This is a genomic window from Phycicoccus jejuensis (assembly GCF_000720925.1).
Lineage (GTDB): Bacteria > Actinomycetota > Actinomycetes > Actinomycetales > Dermatophilaceae > Phycicoccus > Phycicoccus jejuensis.
The window spans coordinates 202,054-224,253 of sequence record NZ_JOEE01000004.1; the positions used below are offsets into that span (position 1 = coordinate 202,054).

The 22,200-nt window shown below is 75.0% G+C and carries 25 protein-coding genes and 2 tRNA genes; 17 read left to right on the top strand and 10 right to left on the bottom strand.

The features are described 5' to 3' along the window. Positions 1–21: 21 nt before the first annotated feature. Positions 22–792 (top strand): fumarylacetoacetate hydrolase family protein, encoded by a 771-nt coding sequence (locus tag IG69_RS0109435; RefSeq protein WP_030527915.1) that lies wholly within the window; start codon positions 22–24, stop codon positions 790–792. An 85-nt stretch (positions 793–877) separates the two neighbouring features. Beyond that, a complete protein-coding gene (locus IG69_RS0109440) occupies positions 878–1,156 on the top strand; it encodes a hypothetical protein (RefSeq protein WP_030527916.1) in 279 nt (92 codons plus the stop codon). Between the two features lie 18 nt (positions 1,157–1,174). Here the strand turns inward: IG69_RS0109440 and IG69_RS0109445 are convergent, their stop codons facing one another. Together IG69_RS0109445 and IG69_RS20975 are read right to left on the bottom strand one after the other, a co-directional pair. Next, positions 1,175–1,474: a DUF1905 domain-containing protein gene (locus IG69_RS0109445; protein ID WP_051750398.1), complete on the bottom strand. Its 300-nt coding sequence runs from the start codon at positions 1,472–1,474 to the stop codon at positions 1,175–1,177. 32 nt (positions 1,475–1,506) lie between these two features. Further along, the gene (locus IG69_RS20975) at positions 1,507–2,211 is read right to left on the bottom strand and encodes a DUF2306 domain-containing protein (protein WP_051750399.1); all 705 of its coding nucleotides are present in this window, start codon (positions 2,209–2,211) and stop codon (positions 1,507–1,509) included. Between the two features lie 68 nt (positions 2,212–2,279). Between IG69_RS20975 and gltX the strand changes: the two genes are divergently transcribed. The 4 genes from gltX to IG69_RS0109470 all read left to right on the top strand — a co-directional run bounded on the left by gltX (position 2,280) and on the right by IG69_RS0109470 (position 4,913). Next, complete coding sequence (gltX, locus tag IG69_RS0109455; protein WP_030527919.1) at positions 2,280–3,827, top strand: glutamate--tRNA ligase; 1,548 nt, start codon at positions 2,280–2,282, stop codon at positions 3,825–3,827. Beyond that, positions 3,824–4,564 carry an HAD family hydrolase gene (locus IG69_RS0109460; protein ID WP_030527920.1) on the top strand — a complete coding sequence of 247 codons (741 nt, stop codon included), beginning with the start codon at positions 3,824–3,826 and terminating at the stop codon, positions 4,562–4,564. Before gltX ends, IG69_RS0109460 begins: the two co-directional genes overlap by 4 nt. A gap of 97 nt (positions 4,565–4,661) precedes the next feature. Next, positions 4,662–4,736, top strand: a tRNA-Gln gene (locus IG69_RS0109465). A gap of 104 nt (positions 4,737–4,840) precedes the next feature. Then, positions 4,841–4,913, top strand: a tRNA-Glu gene (locus IG69_RS0109470). Between the two features lie 62 nt (positions 4,914–4,975). Here IG69_RS0109470 and IG69_RS0109475 read toward each other — a convergent pair. Further along, the gene (locus tag IG69_RS0109475) at positions 4,976–5,605 is read right to left on the bottom strand and encodes a MerR family transcriptional regulator (RefSeq protein WP_030527921.1); all 630 of its coding nucleotides are present in this window, start codon (positions 5,603–5,605) and stop codon (positions 4,976–4,978) included. 87 nt (positions 5,606–5,692) lie between these two features. On the opposite strand from IG69_RS0109475, the gene IG69_RS0109480 reads away from it, so the two are divergent. Then, positions 5,693–6,190 carry a monooxygenase family protein gene (locus IG69_RS0109480; protein ID WP_030527922.1) on the top strand — a complete coding sequence of 166 codons (498 nt, stop codon included), beginning with the start codon at positions 5,693–5,695 and terminating at the stop codon, positions 6,188–6,190. Positions 6,191–6,194: 4 nt separating this feature from the next. Here the strand turns inward: IG69_RS0109480 and IG69_RS0109485 are convergent, their stop codons facing one another. After that, positions 6,195–6,533 carry an NAD(P)-dependent oxidoreductase gene (locus IG69_RS0109485; RefSeq protein ID WP_030527923.1) on the bottom strand — a complete coding sequence of 113 codons (339 nt, stop codon included), beginning with the start codon at positions 6,531–6,533 and terminating at the stop codon, positions 6,195–6,197. Positions 6,534–6,642: 109 nt separating this feature from the next. Further along, positions 6,643–7,386, bottom strand: a complete 744-nt coding sequence (locus tag IG69_RS0109490) for an IclR family transcriptional regulator (protein ID WP_030527924.1) — start codon at positions 7,384–7,386, stop codon at positions 6,643–6,645. Positions 7,387–7,538: 152 nt separating this feature from the next. On the opposite strand from IG69_RS0109490, the gene leuC reads away from it, so the two are divergent. From leuC to IG69_RS0109505, 3 genes are all read left to right on the top strand, one after another. Next, the gene (gene leuC / locus IG69_RS0109495) at positions 7,539–8,951 is read left to right on the top strand and encodes a 3-isopropylmalate dehydratase large subunit (protein WP_030527925.1); all 1,413 of its coding nucleotides are present in this window, start codon (positions 7,539–7,541) and stop codon (positions 8,949–8,951) included. Continuing rightward, the gene (gene leuD / locus IG69_RS0109500) at positions 8,951–9,541 is read left to right on the top strand and encodes a 3-isopropylmalate dehydratase small subunit (RefSeq protein ID WP_030527926.1); all 591 of its coding nucleotides are present in this window, start codon (positions 8,951–8,953) and stop codon (positions 9,539–9,541) included. Before leuC ends, leuD begins: the two co-directional genes overlap by 1 nt. A 259-nt stretch (positions 9,542–9,800) precedes the next feature. Continuing rightward, a complete protein-coding gene (locus tag IG69_RS0109505; protein ID WP_030527927.1) occupies positions 9,801–10,550 on the top strand; it encodes an HU family DNA-binding protein in 750 nt (249 codons plus the stop codon). A gap of 22 nt (positions 10,551–10,572) precedes the next feature. On the opposite strand, the gene cofC is transcribed toward IG69_RS0109505, so the two are convergent. Continuing rightward, entirely contained in the window at positions 10,573–11,415 is an 843-nt protein-coding gene (gene cofC / locus IG69_RS0109510) for a 2-phospho-L-lactate guanylyltransferase (protein ID WP_084696708.1), read from the bottom strand. An 89-nt stretch (positions 11,416–11,504) separates the two neighbouring features. Between cofC and IG69_RS0109515 the strand changes: the two genes are divergently transcribed. Continuing rightward, positions 11,505–12,263 (top strand): lysophospholipid acyltransferase family protein, encoded by a 759-nt coding sequence (locus tag IG69_RS0109515; protein WP_051750400.1) that lies wholly within the window; start codon positions 11,505–11,507, stop codon positions 12,261–12,263. After that, positions 12,260–13,258 (top strand): NAD(P)H-dependent glycerol-3-phosphate dehydrogenase, encoded by a 999-nt coding sequence (locus IG69_RS0109520; protein ID WP_030527930.1) that lies wholly within the window; start codon positions 12,260–12,262, stop codon positions 13,256–13,258. The genes IG69_RS0109515 and IG69_RS0109520 overlap by 4 nt, the downstream gene beginning before the upstream one ends. A 21-nt stretch (positions 13,259–13,279) precedes the next feature. Here IG69_RS0109520 and IG69_RS0109525 read toward each other — a convergent pair whose 3' ends face one another. Beyond that, a complete protein-coding gene (locus tag IG69_RS0109525) occupies positions 13,280–14,386 on the bottom strand; it encodes a trans-sulfuration enzyme family protein (protein ID WP_084696709.1) in 1,107 nt (368 codons plus the stop codon). A 26-nt stretch (positions 14,387–14,412) separates the two neighbouring features. Between IG69_RS0109525 and IG69_RS0109530 the strand changes: the two genes are divergently transcribed. Continuing rightward, a complete protein-coding gene (locus IG69_RS0109530; RefSeq protein WP_030527932.1) occupies positions 14,413–15,534 on the top strand; it encodes a D-alanine--D-alanine ligase family protein in 1,122 nt (373 codons plus the stop codon). Between the two features lie 20 nt (positions 15,535–15,554). Here IG69_RS0109530 and IG69_RS0109535 read toward each other — a convergent pair whose 3' ends face one another. Continuing rightward, positions 15,555–15,992, bottom strand: a complete 438-nt coding sequence (locus IG69_RS0109535; protein WP_157577478.1) for a DUF3515 family protein — start codon at positions 15,990–15,992, stop codon at positions 15,555–15,557. A 2-nt stretch (positions 15,993–15,994) separates the two neighbouring features. Beyond that, positions 15,995–16,228, bottom strand: a complete 234-nt coding sequence (locus IG69_RS0109540; protein ID WP_030527934.1) for an Lrp/AsnC family transcriptional regulator — start codon at positions 16,226–16,228, stop codon at positions 15,995–15,997. 131 nt (positions 16,229–16,359) lie between these two features. Here IG69_RS0109540 and thiL point away from each other — a divergent pair, with 131 nt between their 5' ends. Then, positions 16,360–17,367 (top strand): thiamine-phosphate kinase, encoded by a 1,008-nt coding sequence (gene thiL / locus IG69_RS0109550; protein ID WP_030527935.1) that lies wholly within the window; start codon positions 16,360–16,362, stop codon positions 17,365–17,367. A 74-nt stretch (positions 17,368–17,441) separates the two neighbouring features. On the opposite strand, the gene rpmB is transcribed toward thiL, so the two are convergent. Next, positions 17,442–17,636, bottom strand: coding sequence for a 50S ribosomal protein L28 (gene rpmB, locus IG69_RS0109555; RefSeq protein ID WP_030527936.1), 195 nt, complete (start codon positions 17,634–17,636; stop codon positions 17,442–17,444). Positions 17,637–17,783: 147 nt separating this feature from the next. Here rpmB and IG69_RS0109560 point away from each other — a divergent pair, with 147 nt between their 5' ends. From IG69_RS0109560 to rsmD, 3 genes are read left to right on the top strand one after another with little or no spacing between them, the layout of a single operon-like run. Next, complete coding sequence (locus IG69_RS0109560; RefSeq protein WP_030527937.1) at positions 17,784–19,448, top strand: DAK2 domain-containing protein; 1,665 nt, start codon at positions 17,784–17,786, stop codon at positions 19,446–19,448. Position 19,449: 1 nt separating this feature from the next. Beyond that, positions 19,450–21,624, top strand: a complete 2,175-nt coding sequence (locus IG69_RS0109565) for an ATP-dependent DNA helicase RecG (RefSeq protein WP_030527938.1) — start codon at positions 19,450–19,452, stop codon at positions 21,622–21,624. Beyond that, on the top strand, positions 21,624–22,187 hold the full coding sequence (gene rsmD, locus IG69_RS0109570; RefSeq protein WP_030527939.1) for a 16S rRNA (guanine(966)-N(2))-methyltransferase RsmD: 564 nt from the start codon (positions 21,624–21,626) through the stop codon (positions 22,185–22,187). Before IG69_RS0109565 ends, rsmD begins: the two co-directional genes overlap by 1 nt. Positions 22,188–22,200: the final 13 nt, after the last annotated feature.

Consider the following 22,200-nt stretch of genomic DNA (forward strand, 5'->3'; position numbering starts at 1 on the left):
CCCGGTCGGTAGGCTCGCGTCATGCGCATCGCGAGGTTCACCACCGGGGACGACCCCGTCTACGGCCTGGTCGACGGGGCCGGCGAGAAGATCGCCGAGGTCACCGGCGACCCCCTCTACCAGCGGATCGAGCTGACCGGCGCCACGCACCTCGTCGAGGACGTGCGCCTGCTCGCCCCGGTCATCCCGCGGAGCAAGGTCATCGGCATCGGCAAGAACTACGCCGACCACGCGGCCGAGATGGGGACGGACGTGCCCGAGGAGCCGCTGATGTTCCTCGTGCCCAACACCGCGGTCGTCGGCCCCGGCGACCCCGTCGTCCTGCCGCCGCAGAGCACCGAGGTCCACTACGAGGGCGAGCTCGCGGTCGTCATCGGCCGGGTGTGCAAGGACCTGGAGCCGGAGGACGCGCTCTCGGTCGTCTTCGGCTACACCTGCGCCAACGACGTCACCGCGCGCGACCTGCAGCGCTCCGACGGCCAGTGGGCGCGGGCCAAGGGCTTCGACACCTTCTGCCCGCTCGGGCCGTGGATCGAGACCGACCTCGACGTCTCGTCCCTCTCGGTCGTCACGCGCCGCGACGACGAGGTCGTCCAGGACGGCACGACGGGCGACATGGTGCACGGCGTCGCCGCGCTCGTCTCGTACGCGTCCAAGGCCTTCACCCTGCTGCCCGGCGACGTCATCCTCACGGGGACCCCGGCGGGCGTCGGGCCGGTCGAGGCCGGCCAGCGCGTCGAGGTCGAGGTCGAGGGCATCGGGGTCCTCGCCAACCCCTTCGTCCGGCACTGAGCACCGGTGCGCCCGGCCGCGTTTCGCGCCGGGCGCCACGGGGCATGGTCGGGATGACGACGTCCCGACCCCCGAGGAGCACCCCGTGACCGAGCAGGACCGCCCCGAGACCACCGACGACGCCTCCACCCACGAGGCCGCGACCGAGGCCGCCCAGAACGTCGTTGACGAGGTGACGTCGTGGGAGTACAGCGGCGAGCGCGAGACCATCGAGGGCGAGCTGGACCGCGGCCTCGACGAGGCCGGCGTCGCCCTGGACCCCGCCGAGCGCGAGCGCGTCGTCGACGAGATCGACGAGGTCAAGGACGACGAGACCGCCGGCTCGCCCGACGTCGGCGACGCCCGGCCCGCGGACCAGGCCTGACCGCTCCGCCCGACCGGGTCAGCGCCGCTCGGTGAGGTGGACCGACACGGTGTCCCCGACGTCCTTGCCGAGGGCGCGGAGCAGGTCCTGCGTCATCGGCAGCTTGTGGCGGCCGTCGCCGAGCGCCATGAAGGACGTGCGGATGTCCCGCCCGTCGACCGTGCCGGTGACCTTGACGAGGCCGCGGGTGCCGAAGACCTCCGCGGACCGCGGCCAGACGACGTAGCACCAGCCGCCCGGGGCGTCGCTGCGGACGACCTCGGCGTCGAAGCGCAGGTCGACCGGCCCCGGTCGGGTGGCGTCGTGCGTGGTGTCCATGGTGGGCTCCTCCCGGCCGGCTCCCTGCCGGCTCACGTGGACCGACCGCCGGTGGTCGCCGGACTCATCGGTCGGCGACCCAGCCACCACTCACCGGCGACGACGTGCATCGACAGGCCGAGCCAGAAGGCCACCCCGAACGTGGCCCGCAGCGGCATCGTCGTGCCGCCCATCCCGAGCAGCCCCAGCTGGATCCCGGTGAAGAGCCCCACCCACAGGCGGATGGTCCCCACGCCGAGCCCGACGGCGAACGCGCGCACCATCCAGCGGCGGTGGTCGGCGACGCGCCCGGAGCGGACGGCGCGCAGCGCGAGCGCCAGGCAGAGCACGAACCATGCGCCGAAGACCAGCGTCGCGCTCGTCTCGGCCCCTCCGCCCCAAGCGAACACGAACCCGAGCACCACGGCGAGGACGCCCGAGAGGAGGCCGCTTGCGAGCAGCACCCGGCCGAGCCGGCGGTGCAGGCGCAGGTGGCGGTCCCGGACGCGCGCCGACAGCTGGAGCGGGGCCCCGAGCAGGTAGAGGACGCCGGGCACCATGTGGCCGTAGGCGAGCCACGGGTGCGCGACGTAGAGCTCGGCGAGGTCGTCGTCCGGGACGGTGCCGTCCACCAGGTGCGGCACGTCGGTGACGAGGCGCAGGACGAAGAAGACGAGCACGACGGTCGTGAGCACGGCCACGACGACGCCGACGGGGCGCACCCGTCGCGCCGGTCGCTCGGCCGTCGCCCCCGCCATGCCGCGAGTCTGCGCCCGTCGCCGCCCGTGCGCCACCCCCGGCGCGACGTCACTACGCTGGCCCCATCATGAGCGAGCACACCCCCGCAGCCCCGCCGGCCGGCGACCTCCCCGGTCCCGTCCGCCTCCGCGTCGCCCCGTCCCCGACGGGCGACCCGCACGTCGGCACGGCGTACATGTCCCTCTTCAACCTCGCCTTCGCGCGCCAGCAGGGGGGCCGGTTCCTCCTGCGCATCGAGGACACCGACCGGACGCGCTTCCGCGAGGACTCCGAGCAGCAGGTCTTCGACACGCTGCGCTGGCTCGGCCTCACCTGGGACGAGGGCCCGGACGTCGGCGGCCCGTGCGCGCCGTACCGCCAGAGCGAGCGGCTGACGACCTACCGCCCCTACGTCGACCGGCTGCTCGCCGACGGCCACGCCTACCTCTGCTGGTGCTCGACCGAGCGCCTCGCCGCGATGCGCGAGGAGCAGCAGCGCCTCAAGCAGCCGACCGGCTACGACCGCCTCTGCCTCGGCAAGAGCGAGGAGGAGCGGCGCGCGCTGCCCGGCTTCTCCGAGACGCCCGTCGTGCGACTCCTCGTCCCGGACGACGTCGAGCTCGAGTTCGACGACCTCATCCGCGGCCGGATGACCGCCCCGCGCCCCGACGACCAGGTCATCCTCAAGGCCGACGGGTTCCCGACCTACCACCTCGCCGTCGTCGTCGACGACCACGAGATGGGCATCACCCACGTCGTGCGCGGCGAGGAGTGGGTCAGCTCGACCCCGAAGCACGTCCTGCTCTACCGCCGCCTGGGGCTCGAGCCGCCGCGGTTCGCGCACATGCCGCTGCTGCGCAACGAGAACAAGAGCAAGATCAGCAAGCGCAAGAACCCCGAGGCGCGCCTCACGTGGTTCCAGGAGGAGGGCTACCTGCCCGAGGCGCTCGTCAACTTCCTCGGCCTGCTCGCGTACCCGCCGGCCCAGGACGCCGAGGGCAACGACGTCGAGTTCTTCACCTTCGAGGAGTTCGCGCAGCGCTTCGACTGGTCGCTCGTCAATCCCGTCGGCCCGATCTTCGATCTCAAGAAGCTCGACTGGCTCAACGGCGTCCACATCCGCGCGCTCTCGCTCGGCGACTTCGCCTCCCGCCTCCTGCCCTACCTCGTGCGAGACGGCGTCCTCGGCGAGAGCCCCTCGCTCGCCGAGCTCGCGCGCCTGGAGCTCGTCGCCGAGCTCGTCCAGACCCGCATCGCCCACCTCACCGAGGCGACCGCGCTCGTCGCGCCGTTCTACGTCGCCGACGACGCCGTCGTCGTCGCGGACGACGCGCGCGCCCAGCTCAAGGACGACGCCGCCGCGACGCTCGACGCCGCGTCGGCCGCGCTGGCGGACGTGCCGGACGAGCGGGGCGGGCCGCTCGGTGCCGAGCGCACCTGGCGCGCCGAGGCGATCGAGGCCGCGTTGCGGTCCGCGCTCGTCGAGGGCCTCGGCCTCAAGCCGAAGTTCGCCTTCGGGCCGCTGCGCACGGCGGTCTCGGGGCAGCGCGTCAGCCCGCCGCTGTTCGAGTCGATGGAGATCCTCGGCAAGGACTCGACGCTCGCCCGCCTCGCGGCGCTGCGCGCGACGCTGTGACCGCCGCGTGGGACGGCCTCGGCGTCGAGGCCGTCCTCCTCGACGCCGACGACACGCTCTACGACACCCGCACGGCGATGCACCGGGCCGGCGCGGCGGCGGCGACCCGCGTCTGGCCGGACGCCGACCCCGAGCGGCTCGCGGCGGCCGGGGTGCGCTTCCGTGACGACCCGCAGGGGCACTTCGCCGCGTACACGCGCGGCGAGACCGACTTCGCGCAGATGCGCCGGGCCCGCCTCGGCGAGCTCGCGGTGTGGCTCGGGCAGCCGGACGGCGAGTGGTCGGCGCCGTTCGACGAGGCCTACGAGCCGGCCTTCCTCGTCGCGCTCGAGGCCTTCGACGACGTCCGGCCGGCGGTCGGGGCGCTGCGGGAGCAGGGCGTGCTGGTGGGCGTGCTCACCAACTCGGCGGGTGACTACACGCAGGCCAAGCTGGTGGCCGCGGGGCTGGAGGACCTCTTCGACGTCGTCTGCAGCCGCGACACCCTCGGTTTCGGCAAGCCGGATGCCCGCGCCTTCCACGAAGCCGCGCGGCGGCTCGGGGCCGACCCGTCCCGGACCGGGTACGTCGGCGACGAGCTGACCACCGACCCCCTCGGCGCCGTCGGTGCCGGGATGCCCGCGGCGTGGCTCGTCCGCGACGGCGAGCCGGGGGAGCGGGAGCGGCTGCTCGCCGCGCAGCACGGTGTGCCGGTGGTGCGTTCGCTGCGCGAGATCGCCGGTCTGCGGGGGGTGTGAGCCCCGCGATTTGGGTCGGGGGAGGAGGCCCGGTAGTGTTCTCTCTCGGTTCGCCGCTCGGTCGGCCCGCTCGCGGGACATCGGACGGCATACCCCATGGGGTATGGTGTAATTGGCAACACTGGTGATTCTGGTTCATCCGTTCTAGGTTCGAGTCCTGGTACCCCAGCCATCGCCCCCGGCTTCGGCCGGAGGCGATTTCGGAGAAAGCCCTCCCGTTCGGTAAGGTTTCTCCTCGTTGCCCGGCCCGCCTCGCGGTGGTCCGGACGACACCGAGGCCCCGTTGTGTAGTGGCCTAGCACGCCGCCCTCTCAAGGCGGTAGCGCGGGTTCGAATCCCGTCGGGGCTACATCGAGCGAAGGCCCGGTCCACCAGGACCGGGCCTTCGTCGTGTGTCGACGGGGCTGCGTCTCAGGCGTCCTCGCGCGCGTCGGCGGCCGCCTGACGCCGGCTGCTCACCGCCTCTTGGGCGAGCCGTCGCAGCGCGACGAGCACGGGATCGCCGAGCACGGTCCCGACGACGACGGTGCGCATCGCCTCGGCCGGGTCCTGCGCCGCGAGGGCGAGGTCGACGTCGGCCTCGGCGACCACGGTCATCCCCGCGGCGTACCGCCGCAGGGTCGCTGCGTCCAGCGGGACGCCGGCCGCCCGGGCCGCCGCCACCGCGTCGCCGAGCGCGGTGAGGGCGGGTGCGCCCGACCACGTGCACCAGCCGAGCTCCTCGAGCAGCCCCGTGATCTCGGGGTCGACCGGGCCGCGGGGGGCAGGTGTCGGGATGACGGCCGCGGCCGCGCCGAGCAGGTCGTGACGGGACGGGGGAGGGGACTCCAGGGCGCCGACGATCGCGCGCACACCCCTGAGGCCGACGCCGCCGTGCTCGACGAGCGCCCGGACCAGCCGGACCCGCTCGACGTGCTCGTCGCCGTAGTCGGCCGAGGTCCGGCTCGTCGCCCGGCCCGGCGGCAGCACGCCCTCCCGGAGGTAGAACTTCAGCGTGTGCACCGGCACGCCGGTCCGCTCCGCCAGCTCCGAGATGCGCACTCCCGCTCCTTCCCTCTTGACACCGGATAGTGCCACTCTCCACCATGGTGTCACCGGACAGCGTCACTATCCAGTCAGGAGCGTCCCATGGATCGCATGACCCACGCCTACGACGGCCCCCTCACCGTCTTCCTCATCGGCCTGCGCGTCCACCGCCCCTGGCGGGTCGGCATCGTGCGCCAGGCCGCGAGCGCGATGCCGCGGATGATCACCGAGCTCGAGCGCAACAAGGCCGCGGCCGCCCGCGGCGAGGAGGAGTCGCTCGGTTACCTCGGCAGCCGCTCGACCGTGCACCTCATGGCGACGACGATGGTCCAGTGGTGGCGCAGCACCGAGGACCTCTACGCCTACGCGAACGCCGCCGACCACCTGCACCGGCCGGCGTGGACCGAGTTCTACGCCGTCGCGACGAAGGACCCCGGCGCCGTCACCATCTGGCACGAGACCTACGAGGTGACGCCGCACGGTGCCGAGAGCGCGTACGCGGGTCCGAAGCCGCTCGGGCTCGCGTCGATCGCCGGAGTCCTCCCGCTGGGTCGGCGCGGTGAGACGGCCCGCCAGCGGCTCGGCAGCCGGCTGTCCTGAGGCCTCAGGCGACCGTGACCCGGGCGCTCGCGGCGAGCGCGCACACCCGGGCGTCGAGCCGGGCGTCGCCGGTCGCCGCGTGGACGAGCCACGCCGAGCGCAGGTCCTCGAGCGTGGGCCAGCGGTTCTCCCAGATGACGAGCCGCTCGGCGAGCAGGTCGAAGACGTCGTCGCACAGGGTCGGTGCGAAGACGATGACCGGCGTCCGGGCCCGGGTCAGCGCCGCCGCGCGCCGGGCCGCGACGCTGCCACCGCCGACGACCAGCGCCGGCCGGTCCGGGCGCGGGAAGGCGAGCAGCCGGGTGCGGTCACGGGCGATGCGCGAGGCGGCGGTCGGGGTCACGGGCGCTCCTCCTGCGATGGACGGTGCGCCCAGCCTGCTCGCGGCATGTTGCCCCGGCGCGCGCCGCGTGTGACATCCGTGTTGCGTGGCGGCCGGCGAGCCCCACCGGTCAGGCGTTGTTCTGGACCTCCTGCTGCGCGGCGTGCCGCGCGAGGACCTCGCTCAGCTTGTTCGCGCCGGCCATGACCGTGGCGGCGTGCAGGCGGCCGGGCTGGCGCGAGAGGCGCTCGATGGGTCCCGAGATCGAGACCGCCGCGATGACCCGCCCGCTCGGGGAGCGGACGGGGGCCGAGACCGACGCCACGCCGGGCTCGCGCTCGCCGACGCTCTGCGCCCAGCCCCGGCGCCGGACCCCGGAGAGGGCCGTCGCCGTGAAGGCCGCGCCCTGGAGGCCGCGGTGCAGTCGGTCGGGCTCCTCCCACGCGAGGAGGATCTGCGCGGCCGAGCCGGCGCGCATCGAGAGGGTGGCGCCGATCGGGATGGAGTCGCGCAGGCCGACGGGGCGCTCGGCGGCCGAGACGCACACCCGGTACTCGCCCTGGCGGCGGAAGAGCTGCGCCGACTCGTTCGTGTGGTCGCGCAGCGCGCCGAGGACCGGACCGGCGGCGGCGAGGAGGCGGTCCTCGCCGGCGGCGGCCGCGAGCTCGCCGAGACGCGGGCCGAGGACGAAGCGTCCCTGCAGGTCGCGCGTCACGAGCCGGTGGTGCTCGAGGGCGACGGCGAGCCGGTGCGCCGTCGGGCGGGCCAGGCCGGTGGCCGTCACGAGCTGGGCGAGCGTCGACGGGCCGGCCTCGAGGGCGGACAGCACGACGGCTGCCTTGTCGAGCACTCCGACCCCACTGCTGTTGTCCATGTCTTGATATTGCTATCTCATCGGATGAGACGCAAGTCCATCCGTGACATCACCGTGCGAATCTCGGGACGACGGCGACGGCGCGGTGCCGCGTCCGCCGCCGACGACCCCGCGGCCGACCGCCGCGGTCACGTGGACGAGAGGTGAGTGGGATGGCCGGAACGCTGGCCGAGAAGGTGTGGGAGCAGCACGTCGTGCGACGGGGCGACGGGGAGCCCGACCTCCTCTACATCGACCTCCACCTCCTCCACGAGGTGACGAGCCCTCAGGCCTTCGACGGGCTCCGCCTCGCCGGCCGGCCGGTCCGCCGCCCCGACCTCACCCTGGCGACCGAGGACCACAACGTCCCGACGACCCCGGGCCCGATCACCGACCCGGTGAGCCGCACCCAGGTCGAGACGCTGCGCCGCAACTGCGAGGAGTTCGGCGTCACGCTCTACCCGATGGGCGACGCCGAGCAGGGCATCGTCCACGTGGTCGGCCCGCAGCTGGGCCTGACCCAGCCGGGGATGACGATCGTGTGCGGCGACAGCCACACCTCGACGCACGGGGCCTTCGGGGCGCTGGCCTTCGGCATCGGCACCTCCGAGGTCGAGCACGTCCTCGCGACGCAGACCTTGCCGCTCAAGCCGTTCCGGACGATGGCCGTGACCGTCGAGGGCGAGCTCTCGCCCGGCGTGACCGCCAAGGACATCGTCCTCGCCGTCATCGCGAAGATCGGCACGGGCGGCGGCCAGGGCCACGTCATCGAGTACCGGGGCAGCGCCATCCGCGCCCTCTCGATGGAGGCCCGGATGACCGTGTGCAACATGTCGATCGAGGCCGGCGCGCGCGCCGGGATGATCGCCCCCGACGAGACGACCTTCGAGTACGTCCGCGGCCGTGACCACGCACCGACCGGCGCCGACTGGGACGCCGCCGTCGAGGCCTGGCGCGAGCTGCGCAGCGACGACGACGCCGAGTTCGACACCGAGGTCACGCTCGACGCCGCCTCCCTCACCCCCTTCGTCACCTGGGGCACCAACCCCGGTCAGGGCAGCCCCCTCGGTGAGGCCGTGCCCGACCCCGAGTCGATGGGCGACGACAACGACAAGGTCGCCGCGCGCCGGGCGCTCGAGTACATGGGCCTCGAGGCCGGGACCCCGCTGCGCGAGATCCACGTCGACACCGTCTTCGTCGGCTCCTGCACCAACGGCCGGATCGAGGACCTGCGCGCCGCGGCCGAGGTCATCGAGGGTCGCCACGTCGCCGACGGTGTGCGGATGCTCGTCGTCCCCGGCTCCGCCCGTGTCCGCGTCCAGGCCGAGGCCGAGGGCCTGCACGAGGTCTTCACCGCGGCCGGCGCCGAGTGGCGCCTGCCCGGGTGCTCGATGTGCCTCGGGATGAACCCCGACCAGCTCGCGCCGGGGGAGCGCAGCGCGTCGACCTCGAACCGCAACTTCGAGGGGCGACAGGGCAAGGGGGGCCGGACCCACCTGGTCAGCCCGCTCGTCGCGGCCGCCACCGCGGTCCGCGGCACCCTGTCGAGCCCTGCCGACCTCGAGCCCGTGGAGGCGAACGCCTGATGGAGAAGTTCACGTCGCACACCGGTATCGGCGTCCCGCTGCGCCGCAGCAACGTCGACACCGACCAGATCATCCCGGCCGTCTACCTCAAGCGGGTGACGCGCACCGGGTTCGAGGACGGGCTCTTCGCCGCCTGGCGGGGCGACGAGACCTTCGTGCTCAACGACCCGACCTTCGCCGCGGGGTCGGTCCTCGTCGCCGGCCCCGACTTCGGCACCGGCTCCTCGCGCGAGCACGCGGTGTGGGCGCTGATGGACTACGGCTTCCGGGTCGTCATCTCCTCGCGCTTCGCGGACATCTTCCGGGGCAACAGCGGCAAGCAGGGCCTGCTCACCGCGCAGTGCTCGCAGGACGACGTCGAGCTGCTCTGGAAGCTGCTGGAGAACGAGCCCGGCACCTCCGTGACGGTCGACCTCGAGTCGCGCACCGTCGCCGCCGGTGACCTCGTCGCCCCCTTCGAGGTCGACGACTACACCCGCTGGCGCCTGCTCGAGGGCCTGGACGACATCAGCCTCTCGCTGCGGCACGAAGAGGACATCACGGCGTACGAGGCAATTCGTCCGGCGTGGAAGCCGAGCGTCACCGCCTGACGAAGTCCCTCTCCCACAACCGTTTCCGGGCAGGAACACAGCGGCGCGGCATCCCCTCGGGGGTGCCGCGCTGGTGTGCGTGGGGCTGCTGTGACGCCGGCGGCGACGCCAAAGCCTCTGTCGCGCAACCAGAACACGCCGCGACAGTGGTGGACGTGCCTCTCCGGCAGGCATACCGTCGTCCACAAGGTCGGCGAGCCCCGGCCCCACGTCCCAGCGTCGAGGCGGCCGCCTCGCGCCGACCGATGGAGGATCCACCGTGAACAAGGCAGACATCGTCAAGGAGCTCGAGAAGGCCCTCGGCAGCCGCAAGCTCGCGAACGACGCGCTGGACACCGTGCTCGACACGATCGTCCGTGAGGTCACCCGGGGCGGCAAGGTCGCGATCACCGGCTTCGGCACGTTCGACCGGGCGGAGCGCGCCGCGCGCACCGGCCGCAACCCGCACACCGGCACCTCGGTGCGCATCCCCAAGAGCAAGGCGCCGCGCTTCCGCCCGGGCACCGCCTTCAAGGACTACGTCCGCAAGCCGAGCTCGCTGCCCAAGGGCGGCCCGGCGACGGGGCGCGCCGCGGCCGGCAGCGCGGGCGCCGCGGCGGCGGCCCCGGCCAAGAAGACGGCCGCCAAGAAGTCGGCGACCAAGGCCACGACCGCGAAGAAGACGGCGACCAAGGCGGCGCCGGCCAAGGCCGCGGCGAAGAAGACCGCGACCAAGGCGACGGCGCCGGCGAAGACGGCGGCGAAGAAGGTCGCGACCAAGGCGACCCCGGCGAAGACCGCGGCGAAGAAGGTCGCGACCAAGGCGACCCCGGCGAAGACCGCCGCGAAGAAGGTCGCGACGAAGGCGACCCCGGCGAAGACCGCCGCGAAGAAGGCACCGGCGAAGAAGACCGCCACCAAGGCCGCCCCCGCGAAGAAGACCGCCACGAAGGCGACGGCGAGCAAGGCGACGACCGCGAAGAAGACGACCGCGAAGAAGGCCCCGGCCAAGAAGGCCGCCAAGCGCTGACGCGCCGGGTCGGGCGGGGCCGTCAGTGGATGGTCTCGCCCGGCCCGATGCCGACGATCCAGGCCCGCGTGGCGACGAGGCCGTCGGCGTCGAGCTCGATGCTCACCCGCTGGCCGCTGCGCAGGTGCAGGAGACCGCTGTCGACGAGCGCGGCGATCGGCACCTCGACCTCGCGGCCGTCGTCGAGCAGCGCGCTGCCGCCCGTCTCGTCCGGGACCCGGTGGATGGTGGCCTGCACGCCCGGCAGGGTAGCGCGAGCCAGGGCCTCGGCGGTGTGCGCACCCACCCCGAGCGCGACGGCGTCGGCCAGCGACGCGGCGTCGTCGACGTCGGTCCGCAGGCCCGCGGCGGGCACCCGGACCGTCTCCCAGCCGAGGTCGGCGTGCGCGGCAGCGCTCCCCGCCCCGAAGCGCGTCGGGGCCGGCCCGTCGTCGAGCGCGAGGTCCAGCAGCGCCGTGCCGGTGCCGTCGGCGTCGGGGACGACGGCCCGGGGGAGCCGGCCCGTCCGCTCGAGCGTGGCGGCGAGCTCGGTGCCGGTGAGCGCCGGGTGGTCCCCGAGCAGCACGACGGCGCGGCGGGCGCCCGTGCCGCGGGCCGCCGCGACCCCGGCCCGCACCGCGGCGTCCAGCCCCCCGCCGGGGTCCGGCACGACCTGGGCGACGACCGCGGCCCAGGCCGCCACGACGGGGTCGCCGGTGACGACGAGCACGCGGACGCCGGGCAGGGACGCGGCCGCGGCGACGGTGTCGCGGGCGAAGGCGTCGGCGAGGGCCATCCGGTCCTCGCGCGGCAGTGGCAGGCGCGACTTCGCGAGCGGGCCGCCCTTGACGGGGACGACGACCGCGAGGGGTGGGGGCGAGGGCACGTGCCGATCCTGACACCCCGCCGTGGCACGCTCGACATCACCTGCACCGCGGACCAGAATGCGGTGACCCCCACCCCGGAAGGCCACAGGTGACCACCCCGACCGACAGCTCGCGTCCCTTCGGGTACCGGTTCGCCATCGCCGTCCTCCGGCCGGTCCTCCGGGCGCTGACGCGCCGCCGCTGGGAGGGGGTCGAGCACCTGCCGACCACGGGCGGCTGGGTCGTGTGCCCCAACCACGTCTCGCACGTCGACCCGCTCGCCTTCGCGCACTTCCTCGTCGACCAGGGGTACTCGCCGCGCTTCCTCGGCAAGGACGAGGTCTTCCGCGTCCCGGTCGTCGGGGCGGTGCTGCGCTCGGCCGACCAGATCCCGGTGCACCGCGAGTCGGGCAGCGCGGTCGACGCCTACCGCGCCGCGGTCGCCGCGGTCCGCGCGAACAAGTGCGTCGCCATCTACCCGGAGGGCACGCTCACCCGCGACCCCGGCCTCTGGCCGATGCGCGGGAAGACCGGCGCGGCCCGCGTCGCCCTCGAGACCCGGTGCCCCGTCGTCCCCGTCGCGGTCTGGGGGCCGCAGGAGATGCTCGCGCCGTACGCGCGGGTGCCGCGGCTCCTGCCGCGCCCCGTCATGCGGGTGCGGGCCGGCCGCCCGGTCGACCTCGCGGACCTCTACGACCTGCCGGTGACGGCCGACGTGCTCGCCGAGGCGACCCGCCGGATCATGGCCGCCATCACCACCGAGCTCGAGGTGCTGCGGGGCGAGCCCGCGCCCGCCGAGCGCTTCGACCCCCGACGGGCCCGCGTCACCCCGACCGGCCGACCCCGACCGATCGAGGAGGCGTCATGAGCCGAGCGGCCGTCTACGGCACCGGGAGCTGGGGCACCGCCTTCGCGGCCGTCCTCGCCGATGCCGGGACCCCGGTGACGATGTGGGGCCGGCGTCCCGAGGTCGTCGCGCAGGTCAACGAGGGCGTCAACCGCGACTACCTCCCCGAGCTGCGCCTGCCGGGCACCGTCCGCGCGACGACCGACCCGGCGGAGGCCGCGGACGGCGCGGACGTCGTCGTTCTCGCGGTGCCCTCGCAGACCCTGCGCGACAACCTCACCGCCTGGGGGCACGTGCTGCCGGGCGACGCCGCGGTCGTCTCGCTCATGAAGGGCGTCGAGCTCGGCACGACCCGGCGGATGTCGGAGGTCGTCGCCGAGGTCGGGGGCGTGGACCCCGACCGGGTCGTCGTCGTCTCCGGTCCCAACCTCGCGCGCGAGATCGCGGCCAAGCAGCCCGCCGCGTCCGTCGTCGCGAGCCGGAGCGAGGAGATGGCCGAGCGCGTGGCCGCGGCCTGTGCCGCACCGTACTTCCGCCCGTACACCGGCTCCGACGTCGTCGGCACCGAGATCGCCGGGGCCGTCAAGAACGTCATCGCCCTCGCCGTCGGGATGGCCGAGGGCCTCGGGATGGGCGACAACTCCAAGGCCTCGATCATCACCCGCGGCCTCGCCGAGACGATGCGCCTCGGGACCGCGCTCGGCGGCGAGGCCGTGACCTTCGCGGGCCTCGCCGGGGTCGGGGACCTCATCGCGACGTGCATGTCGCCGCTGTCGCGCAACCACTCCTTCGGCGTCCGGCTCGGGCAGGGGATGGCCGTCGACGAGGTCGTCGCGCTGACCCGGCAGACCGCCGAGGGGGTCAAGTCCTGCACCTCGATCCTCGAGCTCGCCGGGGCGCACGGCGTCGACGTGCCGATCATCGAGCAGGTCGACGCGATGATCCGGCACGGTCGGACCGCGCAGGAGGTCGTCGCCGCCCTGCTCTCGCGGCCCCGCAAGGCCGAGACCGCCTGAGCCGCAGCGGCACCCGCGGGGTCAGCCCGCTGCGTGCTCCAGGGCGGCCGCGAGGTCGCGCCACAGGTCGTCGACGTCCTCGACGCCGACCGAGAGCCGCAGCAGCTCGTCGGGGACCTTGAGGGGCTCGTCGGGCTGGCGCTTGCGTCGCTCGAGGAGGCTCTCGACGCCGCCGAGGCTCGTCGCGTGCACCCAGAGCCGCGTGGCGGCCGAGACGCGCTCGGCGCCGTCGGCCCCGCCGACGACCTCGATGCTGACGATCGCGCCGAAGCCGGGGTAGCGGACGCGGGTGACGGCCGGGTGGCCCTCGAGCCGGCGCGCGAGCTCGACCGCGCTCGCACAGGCCCGCTCGAGGCGCAGGTGCAGGGTGCGCATCCCGCGCAGCGCGAGCCAGGACTCCATCGGCCCGGCGATGGCGCCCCGCAGGCGCCGGTACCGGTGCAGGCGGTCGTGGAGGGCGCGGCCGGCCTCGGTGGGCGCCGTGACGACGGCGCCGAGGAGGACGTCGCTGTGGCCGGCGAGGTACTTGGTGACCGAGTGCACGACGACGTCGGCGCCGTCCTCGAGCGGCCGCTGGAGGAGCGGCGTCGCGAAGGTGTTGTCGACGACCGTCAGCACCCCGCGCTCGCGGGCGGCGGCGGCGAGGGTCGCGACCTCGGCGACCTCGAGGAGGGGGTTGGTCGGCGACTCCAGCCAGAGCAGGTCGGCGCCCTCGAGGGCGGCGACGACCGCCGCGGTGTCGGTGAGGTCGACCCGGCGGACCGTCGCGGCGCCCTCGGCCTCGAGGTCGCCGACGGTCGCCATCACGCCGTTGTAGGCGGCGTCCGGGACGACGACGGTGCCGCCGTGGGGGAGGAGCGAGAACGCGGCGGACACGGCGGCCATCCCGGAGGCGAGGACGAGGGCGTCGCCGCCCTCGAGCGAGCCGAGGGCCTCCTCGAGGGCCGACCACGTCGGGTTGCCGCCGCGGCCGTAGCTGACCGCGCCGTCGGCGTGGTAGGTCGAGGTGAGCACGAGCGGCGCGCCGACCTGCGCTCCCGGGGAGGCCGGCTCGCGCCCGAGGGCGACGAGCCGGGTGGCGGGGGCGAGGGGCTCGGGCGAGGAGGGGCCGTCGGTCACGAGGGCCACCCTAGGGGCGGCTAGAGTCCTCTGCGATGACCGACCGCCCAGCCGACAAGATCCGCGTCGCCCTCGTCTTCGGGGGCCGCTCGTCGGAGCACGCCGTCTCCTGCGCGACCGCCGCGAGCGTCCTCGAGGCGCTCGACCGCGACCGCTACGACGTCGTGCCCGTGGGCATCGCCAAGGACGGCCACTGGGTCCTCGCCGCCGACGACCCCGAGCCGCTGCGGCTCGCGCCCGACCACGAGCCGCAGGTCGACGGCGGGTCGGCGAGCGTCATCGTCCCGACCTCGGCCACCGACCGCACCCTCGTCGTCCACGAGGCGGGGCAGGCGCCGCGCACGCTCGGGGAGGTCGACGTCGTCTTCCCGCTGCTCCACGGCCCGTTCGGCGAGGACGGCACCATCCAGGGGCTGCTCGACCTCGCCGACGTCCGCTACGTCGGGTCGGGCGTCACCGCCTCGGCGGTCATGATGGACAAGGCGATGATGAAGACCGTGCTGGCGGCGGCCGGCCTGCCGATCGGCCCGTACGTCGTCATCACCGACCGCGACTGGCGGCGCGACCCCGCGGCCGCGATGGACGCCGTCGGCGCCCTGACCTTCCCGGTGTTCGTCAAGCCGGCCCGCGCCGGGTCGAGCATGGGCATCACCAAGGTCGCGTCGACGGACGCCCTCGAGGCCGCGATCGAGGCGGCCCGCGAGCACGACCCCAAGGTCGTCGTCGAGCAAGGCATCGTCGGGCGCGAGATCGAGTGCGGCGTCCTCGAGGGCCGTGGCACCGACGCCCCCCGCACGAGCGAGCTCGGCGAGTGCGTCGTCGTGCAGAACCACGACTTCTACGACTTCGAGGCCAAGTACCTCGCGGGGGACGACGTGCGGCTCGAGGCGCCGGCCGACGTGCCGTCGCAGGTGGCCGACGACATCCGGTCGATGGCGGCGCGCGCCTTCGAGGCCGCAGGCTGCGAGGGCCTCGCCCGCGTCGACTTCTTCCTCACCGACGAGGGCGAGATCGTCCTCAACGAGGTCAACACGATGCCCGGCTTCACCCCCAGCTCGATGTACCCGCGGATGTGGGCCGCGACCGGGGTCGCCTACCCCGAGCTCATCGACGAGCTCGTCGCGCTGGCGCTCGAGCGGCGCACCGGCCTGCGCTGACGCGCCGCCGCCGCGGGGGTTCAGCGGCAGCGGAGACCGTTGGGCGGCAGGGCCTTCGCGACCTCGTCGAAGGCCGGCAGCAGGAGCGGCGCGGGGTCGTAGGCCGACGGCACGAGCACCTCGAGCGCGGGGTCGGTGCCGAACGTCGTGAAGCGCGTGCCGTCCGAGAGGCTCGACGGGATCCATCCGACGCCGTCGATCTCGATGCACTCCGTCTCGGTCGGCGCCAGCGCGCCGACGCCGCAGCGCGCGACCACCGCGGGGTCGCCCCACGCGGCGACGGCAGCGTTCGCGGGGTCGGTGTCGACGCGCTCGTGGCCGCCGACCTGCGCCGGCCAGCGGGGGTCGCCGCAGCCCGCGGCGCCCCCGGGCACGCTCACCCCGACGGCCGAGGAGCACCCGGACAGCAGGACGGCGGCAGCGCCGAGCGCTGCCGCCGTCCGACGGGGTCCGGGCACGCTCAGACGTGGACCACGGTGCACGTGAGGGTGCGGGTGATGCCCTCGGTGTCCTGGATGCGGGAGATGACGAGCTTGCCCAGCTCGTCGACGGTCGCGGCCTCCACCCGGGCGATGACGTCGTAGGGGCCGGTGACGTCCTCGGCGAGGACGACGCCGTCGATGTCGGCGATCGTCGCGGCGACGGACGCGGCGCGCCCGACGTCGGTCTGGATCAGGATGTAGGCCTGGACCACTGAACTCCACCTTGTCGTCGGTCGGCGGGGCCGGTGCGGCCCCGCACGTGGTGCCCACCGGGTCCGGCGGGGCTCGACCCAGACGCTACCGTGCCGGTGGACCGGACGTCACCGCAGGGAGGGAGCACCGCGTGGAGCGCCTGCGCGACCTGGACGAGGCCGAGCTCCTCGCCCGCGTTTTCCCCCTCTACGCCGCGGCCGTGGCCCCGGACGACGCGGCCCTGCGGGTCGGCCCGGGCGACGACGCCGCGGTGCTCGCGACCCCGTCCGGCACGGTCGTCGCGACGACCGACGGGATGGTCCGCGGCCGCGACTGGCGCGACGACTGGTCGAGCGCGCACGACGTCGGCGTCAAGGTGAGCGTGCAGAACCTCGCCGACGTCGCGGCGATGGGCGCCGTCCCGACCGGGCTGCTCGTCTCGCTCGTCGCCGACCCCGACACCCCGGTCGACTGGGTGCTCGGGCTGGCCGAGGGCATCGCCGCGGTGTCGCGGGAGTCCGGCGCACCCGTCGTCGGCGGCGACCTGTCGTCCGGGCCGGCGGGGGTCGTGACGGTCACCCTCACGGCGCTCGGCGACCTGCGCGGCCGGCGACCGGTCCGGCGCTCGGGCGCGCGCCCCGGCGACGTCGTCGCCGTCTGCGGCACGCTCGGGACCTCCGGCGGCGGCCTGGCCCTCTACCTCGCGGGGCGTTCGTCCGGGGGAGGGGAGGACGCCGACCGGCTGCGCGCGGCCCACCGGGCGCCGCGGCCGCCGTGGGAGGCCGGGCCGGTCGCCGCCGAGGCCGGCGCGCACGCGCTCGTCGACGTCTCGGACGGGCTCGTCACCGACCTCGGGCGGGTCGCCCGGGCGAGCGGGGTGGGCATCGACCTGTCGGGGGAGGCGCTGCGGACGCGGTTCGCGAGCGGCCCGCTGGAGCGCTGCCTCGGCGCGGACGAGGCGCTGCGCCAGGTGCTCGGCGGGGGCGAGGAGCACTCGCTCGTCGGGTGCTTCCCGGCGTCGGTCGACCTCGGAGCGCTGCCGGGGCGGCCGTGGGTGGCGGTGGGCCGGGTCGGCGGGACCGGGCCCGACGGCGCGAGCGTCACCGTCGACGGGGTCGTGCCGGACGTGCGCGGCTGGGACCACTTCGCCGGCGCCTGAACCCTGCCCGGAAGACGCGGAACGGGCGGCCTCCGCGAGGGAGGCCGCCCGTTCCGAGGTGCGTCAGGGGGAGGTCAGCGCTTGACCTTGCCCGCCTTGAGGCACGAGGTGCAGACGTTGAGCCGCTTCGGGGTCACACCGGCCTCGCCCACCATCGCCTTGACGCGCTGGATGTTGGGGTTCCAACGGCGCTTCGTGCGGCGGTGCGAGTGCGAGATGTTGTGCCCGAAACCGGGGCCCTTGCCGCAGACGTCGCAGTTGGCAGCCACGGGAGATCTCCTGATGCAGTAACGGTCGTGTGGTCATCGGGGCGCGGCGCAGAGCGCACGCGCAACCGGACAAGAGTAGCCGAGGGCCACCGGCCCGACCAAAACGGCTCCGGCGGGGGCGACGGACCACCCCGTTACCCTGACATCGTGCCCGACGTCCTCACCGCCGCCGACGCCCGGCAGTGGGCCCTGCTGACCCGGGCCGCCCTCGCGGCGCGCCGCACGGAGATCGACGAGCTCAACGTCTTCCCCGTGCCCGACGGCGACACGGGCACCAACCTCTACCTCACCCTCGACGGCGCGATCGACGAGGTCGTCGCGGCGCGCTCGGCCGACGGGGGGAGCGGCGCCGTCGGGCTCGTCGAGGAGTGCCGCACGCTGCGCCGCGCCGTCCTGCTCTCGGCCCGCGGCAACTCCGGGGTCATCCTCAGCCAGGTGGTCGGAGGCGTCTGCGACGTCGTCGTCGAGGAGGACGCCGCCGAGGTCGACGTCGCGCTCCTCGCCGCCTGCCTCGAGCGGGGGGCGGCCAAGGCCCGGGCCAGCGTCGCGCACCCGCAGGAGGGGACCATCCTCAGCGTCGCCGACGCCGCGGCGGCCGGGGCCCGGGCGGCCTGCGACGCCGGCGGCTCGATGGCCCAGGTGTCGGCCGCCGCCGTCGAGGCCGCGACGGAGGCGCTCGCCCGCACGCCCGAACAGCTGCCGGCCCTCGCCCGCGCCGGGGTCGTCGACGCCGGGGGAGCGGGCTGCGTCCTGCTCCTCGAGGCACTGCACCGGGTCGTCACCGGTGCGTGGACGAGCGCCGACGAGGGGCTGCTCACCGCGGCGAGCGGCACCGACCCCGCGCGCTGGCACTCCCCGCCGCGGCGCCCGTCGCCGGACGACACGGCCGACGAGACCGAGGCGCCCGGGCCGGCCTTCGAGGTGATGTACCTGCTGCTGGACACCGACGCCGCGCGCGTGCAGGCGCTGACCGAGCAGCTCGACGCCCTCGGCGACTCGCTCATCGTCGTCGGCGGCCCGGACCTCTGGAACGTCCACGTGCACGTCGACGACGCCGGCGCCGCGGTCGAGGCCGCGCTCGGCGCGGGCCGGCTGGAGCGCATCCGCATCACCCACCTGCCGAGCCAGGTCGCGGCCCGTGAGGCCGTCGTGCCCCTCGGGGTCGTCGCCGGCGCCGCGGGGCCGGGGGTCGTGGCCCTGCTCGAGGAGGCGGGCGCCGTCGCGCTGGAGTTCGGCCCGGGCCGGCGCGCCTCGGCCAGCCAGCTGCTCGACGCCGCCCGGCGCACCGGGGCCTCCGCGGTCGTCGTCCTGCCCGCCGACCCCGACGGGCTGATGGCCGCCGAGGTCGCCGCCGAGGCCGGCGCGGCCGACGGCCTCGAGGTGCACGTCGTCCCCGCCCGCACCACCGTGCAGGCCATCGCGGCGATGGCCGTCCTCGACCCCGCGCGGCCGGTGCACGCCAACGTCGTCGCGATGACCCAGGCCGCCGTCGCGACCCGCCACGGGGCGGTGTCGGTGGCCACCAAGGAGGCGCTGACCTGGGCCGGCGTCTGCCGCCCGGGCGACGTCCTCGGGATCGTCGACGGCGACGTCGCGTTCCTCGGCACCGACCTCGCGGCCTCGGCGCGCGACGTCCTCGACCGGCTCCTCGCGGCCGGCGGCGAGCTCGTCACCCTGGTCCGCGGCGCCGACGCGGACCCGCTGCTCGTCGAGCGCCTCGCCACCGACCTCGGGCGCGAGCGGCCCGAGCTCGAGGTCGTCGTCCTCGACGGCGGCCAGCCCGTGTACCCGCTGCTCATCGGGGTGGAGTGACGTGGCGACCGAGTCCAGCCCGCTGCGGCCGATCATCGCCACGGCCGCCGCCGACTTCTCCAAGCACCGCGACGTCCACACCGTCGGCGACCTGCTCGCCTACTGGCCGCGTCGCTACCGCACCCGCGAGGCCGACCTCGGCGCCGTGACGCCGGGCGAGTTCCTCGTAGGGGTCGCCGAGGTGCGCTCCGCGCAGACCCGGCGGATGAAGACGCGCAAGGGCACGATGCTCGAGGTCGTCATCACCGATGGGCGCCACGAGCTCGACATCACGTTCTTCAAGGCCTGGGGGCACGACAAGGTGCTCGTGCCCGGGGCCCGCGGCATCTTCGCCGGGACGGTCGGCACCTACCGCGGGCGCCTCCAGCTGACGCACCCCGGCTACACGATGCTCGACGACTACGACGCGGGGGAGCGGCGCGACCTCATCCCCATCTACCGCCGGGTCGGCAAGCTGCACACGTGGACGGTCACCGAGTCGGTGCGCCGCGTCCTCGACGTCCTCGACGACGTGCCCGACGCCCTGCCGGCGGACGTCCGTGCGCGGCGGAACCTGGTGTCGCGCACCGACGCCCTGCGCGGCATCCACGGCCCGGACACCCTCGAGCAGGTCGCGGCGGCGCAGCAGCGGCTGCGCTACGAGGAGGCGTTCGTCCTCCAGGCGACGCTCGCGCAGCGCCGGCGGGCCTCGGCCGCGACGGCGACGCGCGCCCGCGCCGGGCAGGCCGACGGGCTGCTCGCCGCGTTCGACGAGCGGCTGCCGTTCACCCTCACCGACGGCCAGCGGGACATCGGCGCCGTCGTCGCCGACGAGATGGGCCGCGAGGTGCCGATGCACCGGCTGCTCCAGGGCGAGGTCGGCTCCGGCAAGACGGTCGTCGCGCTGCGGGCGATGCTCCAGGCGGTCGACTCCGGCGGCCAGGCTGCGCTGCTCGCCCCGACCGAGGTCCTCGCCGCGCAGCACCACCGGACGATCACCCGGATGCTCGGCGACCTCGCGGAGGGCGGGATGCTGGGCGGCGCCGAGCACGGGACGCGGGTCGCGCTGCTCACCGGCAGCCAGCCGACCGCGGAGCGCCGGCGCACCCTCCTCGACGTCGTGAGCGGCGACGCGGGCATCGTCGTCGGCACGCACGCGCTGCTCCAGGAGCACGTCGACTTCCACGACCTCGCCCTGGTCGTCGTCGACGAGCAGCACCGGTTCGGGGTCGAACAGCGGGACGCGTTGCGCGCCAAGGGGTCCACGCCGCCGCACGTCCTCGTCATGACCGCCACGCCCATCCCGCGCACCGTCGCGATGACGGTCTTCGGCGACCTCGAGACCTCGACCCTGCGTGAGCTGCCCGCGGGGCGCGCGCCGATCACGACCCACGTCGTGCCCGAGGACCGGCCGGGGTGGATGGAGCGGACGTGGCAGCGCATCGCCGAGGAGGTGCGGTCCGGCCGGCAGGCGTACGTCGTGTGCCCGCGCATCGGCGACGACGACGCGCCCGAGGACGGCGCCGTGCTCACCGTCGAGGCCACCGACCCCGACGCCGACGAGGCCCAGGCGCCGCCGCCGCGCCCGTTGACCAGCGTCACCGCCCTTGCCACGCGGCTGGCCGACGAGCCGGCGCTCGCCGGGCTCACCCTCGAGGTCCTGCACGGCCGGATGTCGCCCGAGGACAAGGACGCCGTCATGGGGCGCTTCCAGCGCGGCGAGACCGACGTCCTCGTCTCGACGACCGTGGTCGAGGTCGGGGTCGACGTGCCGAACGCGAGCGTCATGGTCGTCATGGACGCCGACCGCTTCGGGGTGAGCCAGCTGCACCAGCTGCGCGGGCGCATCGGCCGGGGCGGCTTCCCCGGGCTGTGCCTGCTCGTCACCGGGTCCGAGGCCGAGCCGGCCCTGACCCGGCTCGCCGCGGTCGCGGGGACGACGGACGGCTTCGAGCTCGCCCGCCTCGACCTCGCCCAGCGCCGCGAGGGCGACATCCTCGGCGCCGCGCAGCACGGCCGGCGCACGCAGCTGGAGTTCCTCCACATCCTCGAGCACGAGGACGTCATCGAGCAGGCCCGCGAGGACGCCTTCGCGCTCGTCGACGCCGACCCGGACCTCGCCGACCACCCCCTGCTGGCGGCCGCCGTCCAGGCCCGCGTGGACGCCGAGCAGGCCGCCTACTTGGAGCGTGGCTGATGACCCGCATCATCGCCGGCACGCACGGCGGACGCACCCTGCGCACCCCGCCCGGCGCGGGGACCCGCCCGACGAGCGACCGGGTCCGCGAGGCGCTGTTCTCGGCGCTCGAGGCCCGCGGCGCGGTGCGCGGCGCCCACGTCCTCGACCTCTACGCCGGCTCCGGCGCGCTCGGCCTCGAGGCGGTGAGCCGCGGGGCGCGCTCGTGCGTGCTCGTCGAGTCCGACCGGCGCGCCGCGACGGTCATCGCCGCCAACGTCGCCTCGCTCGCGCTGCGAGGGGTGCGGGTCGTGCCGACGACGGTCGCCTCGGCGCTCGCCGGCGAGCCCGGGGCGGAGGGCCCGGCCGACCTCGTGCTGCTCGACCCCCCGTACGACGTGGGGGAGGATGCGCTGGCCTCCGTGCTGGAGCGGCTCGCCGACGGCTGGCTCGGGGACGACGGGCTCGTCGTCGTCGAGCGCTCCTCGCGCTCACCGGAGCCCGCGTGGCCCACCGGCCTCGAGCGCGTCGGCAAGCCGCGCAAGTACGGCGAGACCACCGTCTGGCTCGCCGAGCGCCCCTGACGCTCGTCGAAGG

Coding starts and splice junctions, on each gene's coding strand:
- IG69_RS20975 (WP_051750399.1), bottom strand. CDS start 2,211: ATGGCGGGGGCGACGGCCGAGCGACCGGCGCGACGGGTGCGCCCCGTC.
- rsmD (WP_030527939.1), top strand. CDS start 21,624: ATGACCCGCATCATCGCCGGCACGCACGGCGGACGCACCCTGCGCACC.
- IG69_RS0109480 (WP_030527922.1), top strand. CDS start 5,693: ATGGATCGCATGACCCACGCCTACGACGGCCCCCTCACCGTCTTCCTC.
- IG69_RS0109520 (WP_030527930.1), top strand. CDS start 12,260: ATGAGCCGAGCGGCCGTCTACGGCACCGGGAGCTGGGGCACCGCCTTC.
- IG69_RS0109490 (WP_030527924.1), bottom strand. CDS start 7,386: ATGGACAACAGCAGTGGGGTCGGAGTGCTCGACAAGGCAGCCGTCGTG.
- IG69_RS0109445 (WP_051750398.1), bottom strand. CDS start 1,474: ATGGACACCACGCACGACGCCACCCGACCGGGGCCGGTCGACCTGCGC.
- gltX (WP_030527919.1), top strand. CDS start 2,280: ATGAGCGAGCACACCCCCGCAGCCCCGCCGGCCGGCGACCTCCCCGGT.
- IG69_RS0109435 (WP_030527915.1), top strand. CDS start 22: ATGCGCATCGCGAGGTTCACCACCGGGGACGACCCCGTCTACGGCCTG.
- leuD (WP_030527926.1), top strand. CDS start 8,951: ATGGAGAAGTTCACGTCGCACACCGGTATCGGCGTCCCGCTGCGCCGC.
- leuC (WP_030527925.1), top strand. CDS start 7,539: ATGGCCGGAACGCTGGCCGAGAAGGTGTGGGAGCAGCACGTCGTGCGA.
- IG69_RS0109530 (WP_030527932.1), top strand. CDS start 14,413: ATGACCGACCGCCCAGCCGACAAGATCCGCGTCGCCCTCGTCTTCGGG.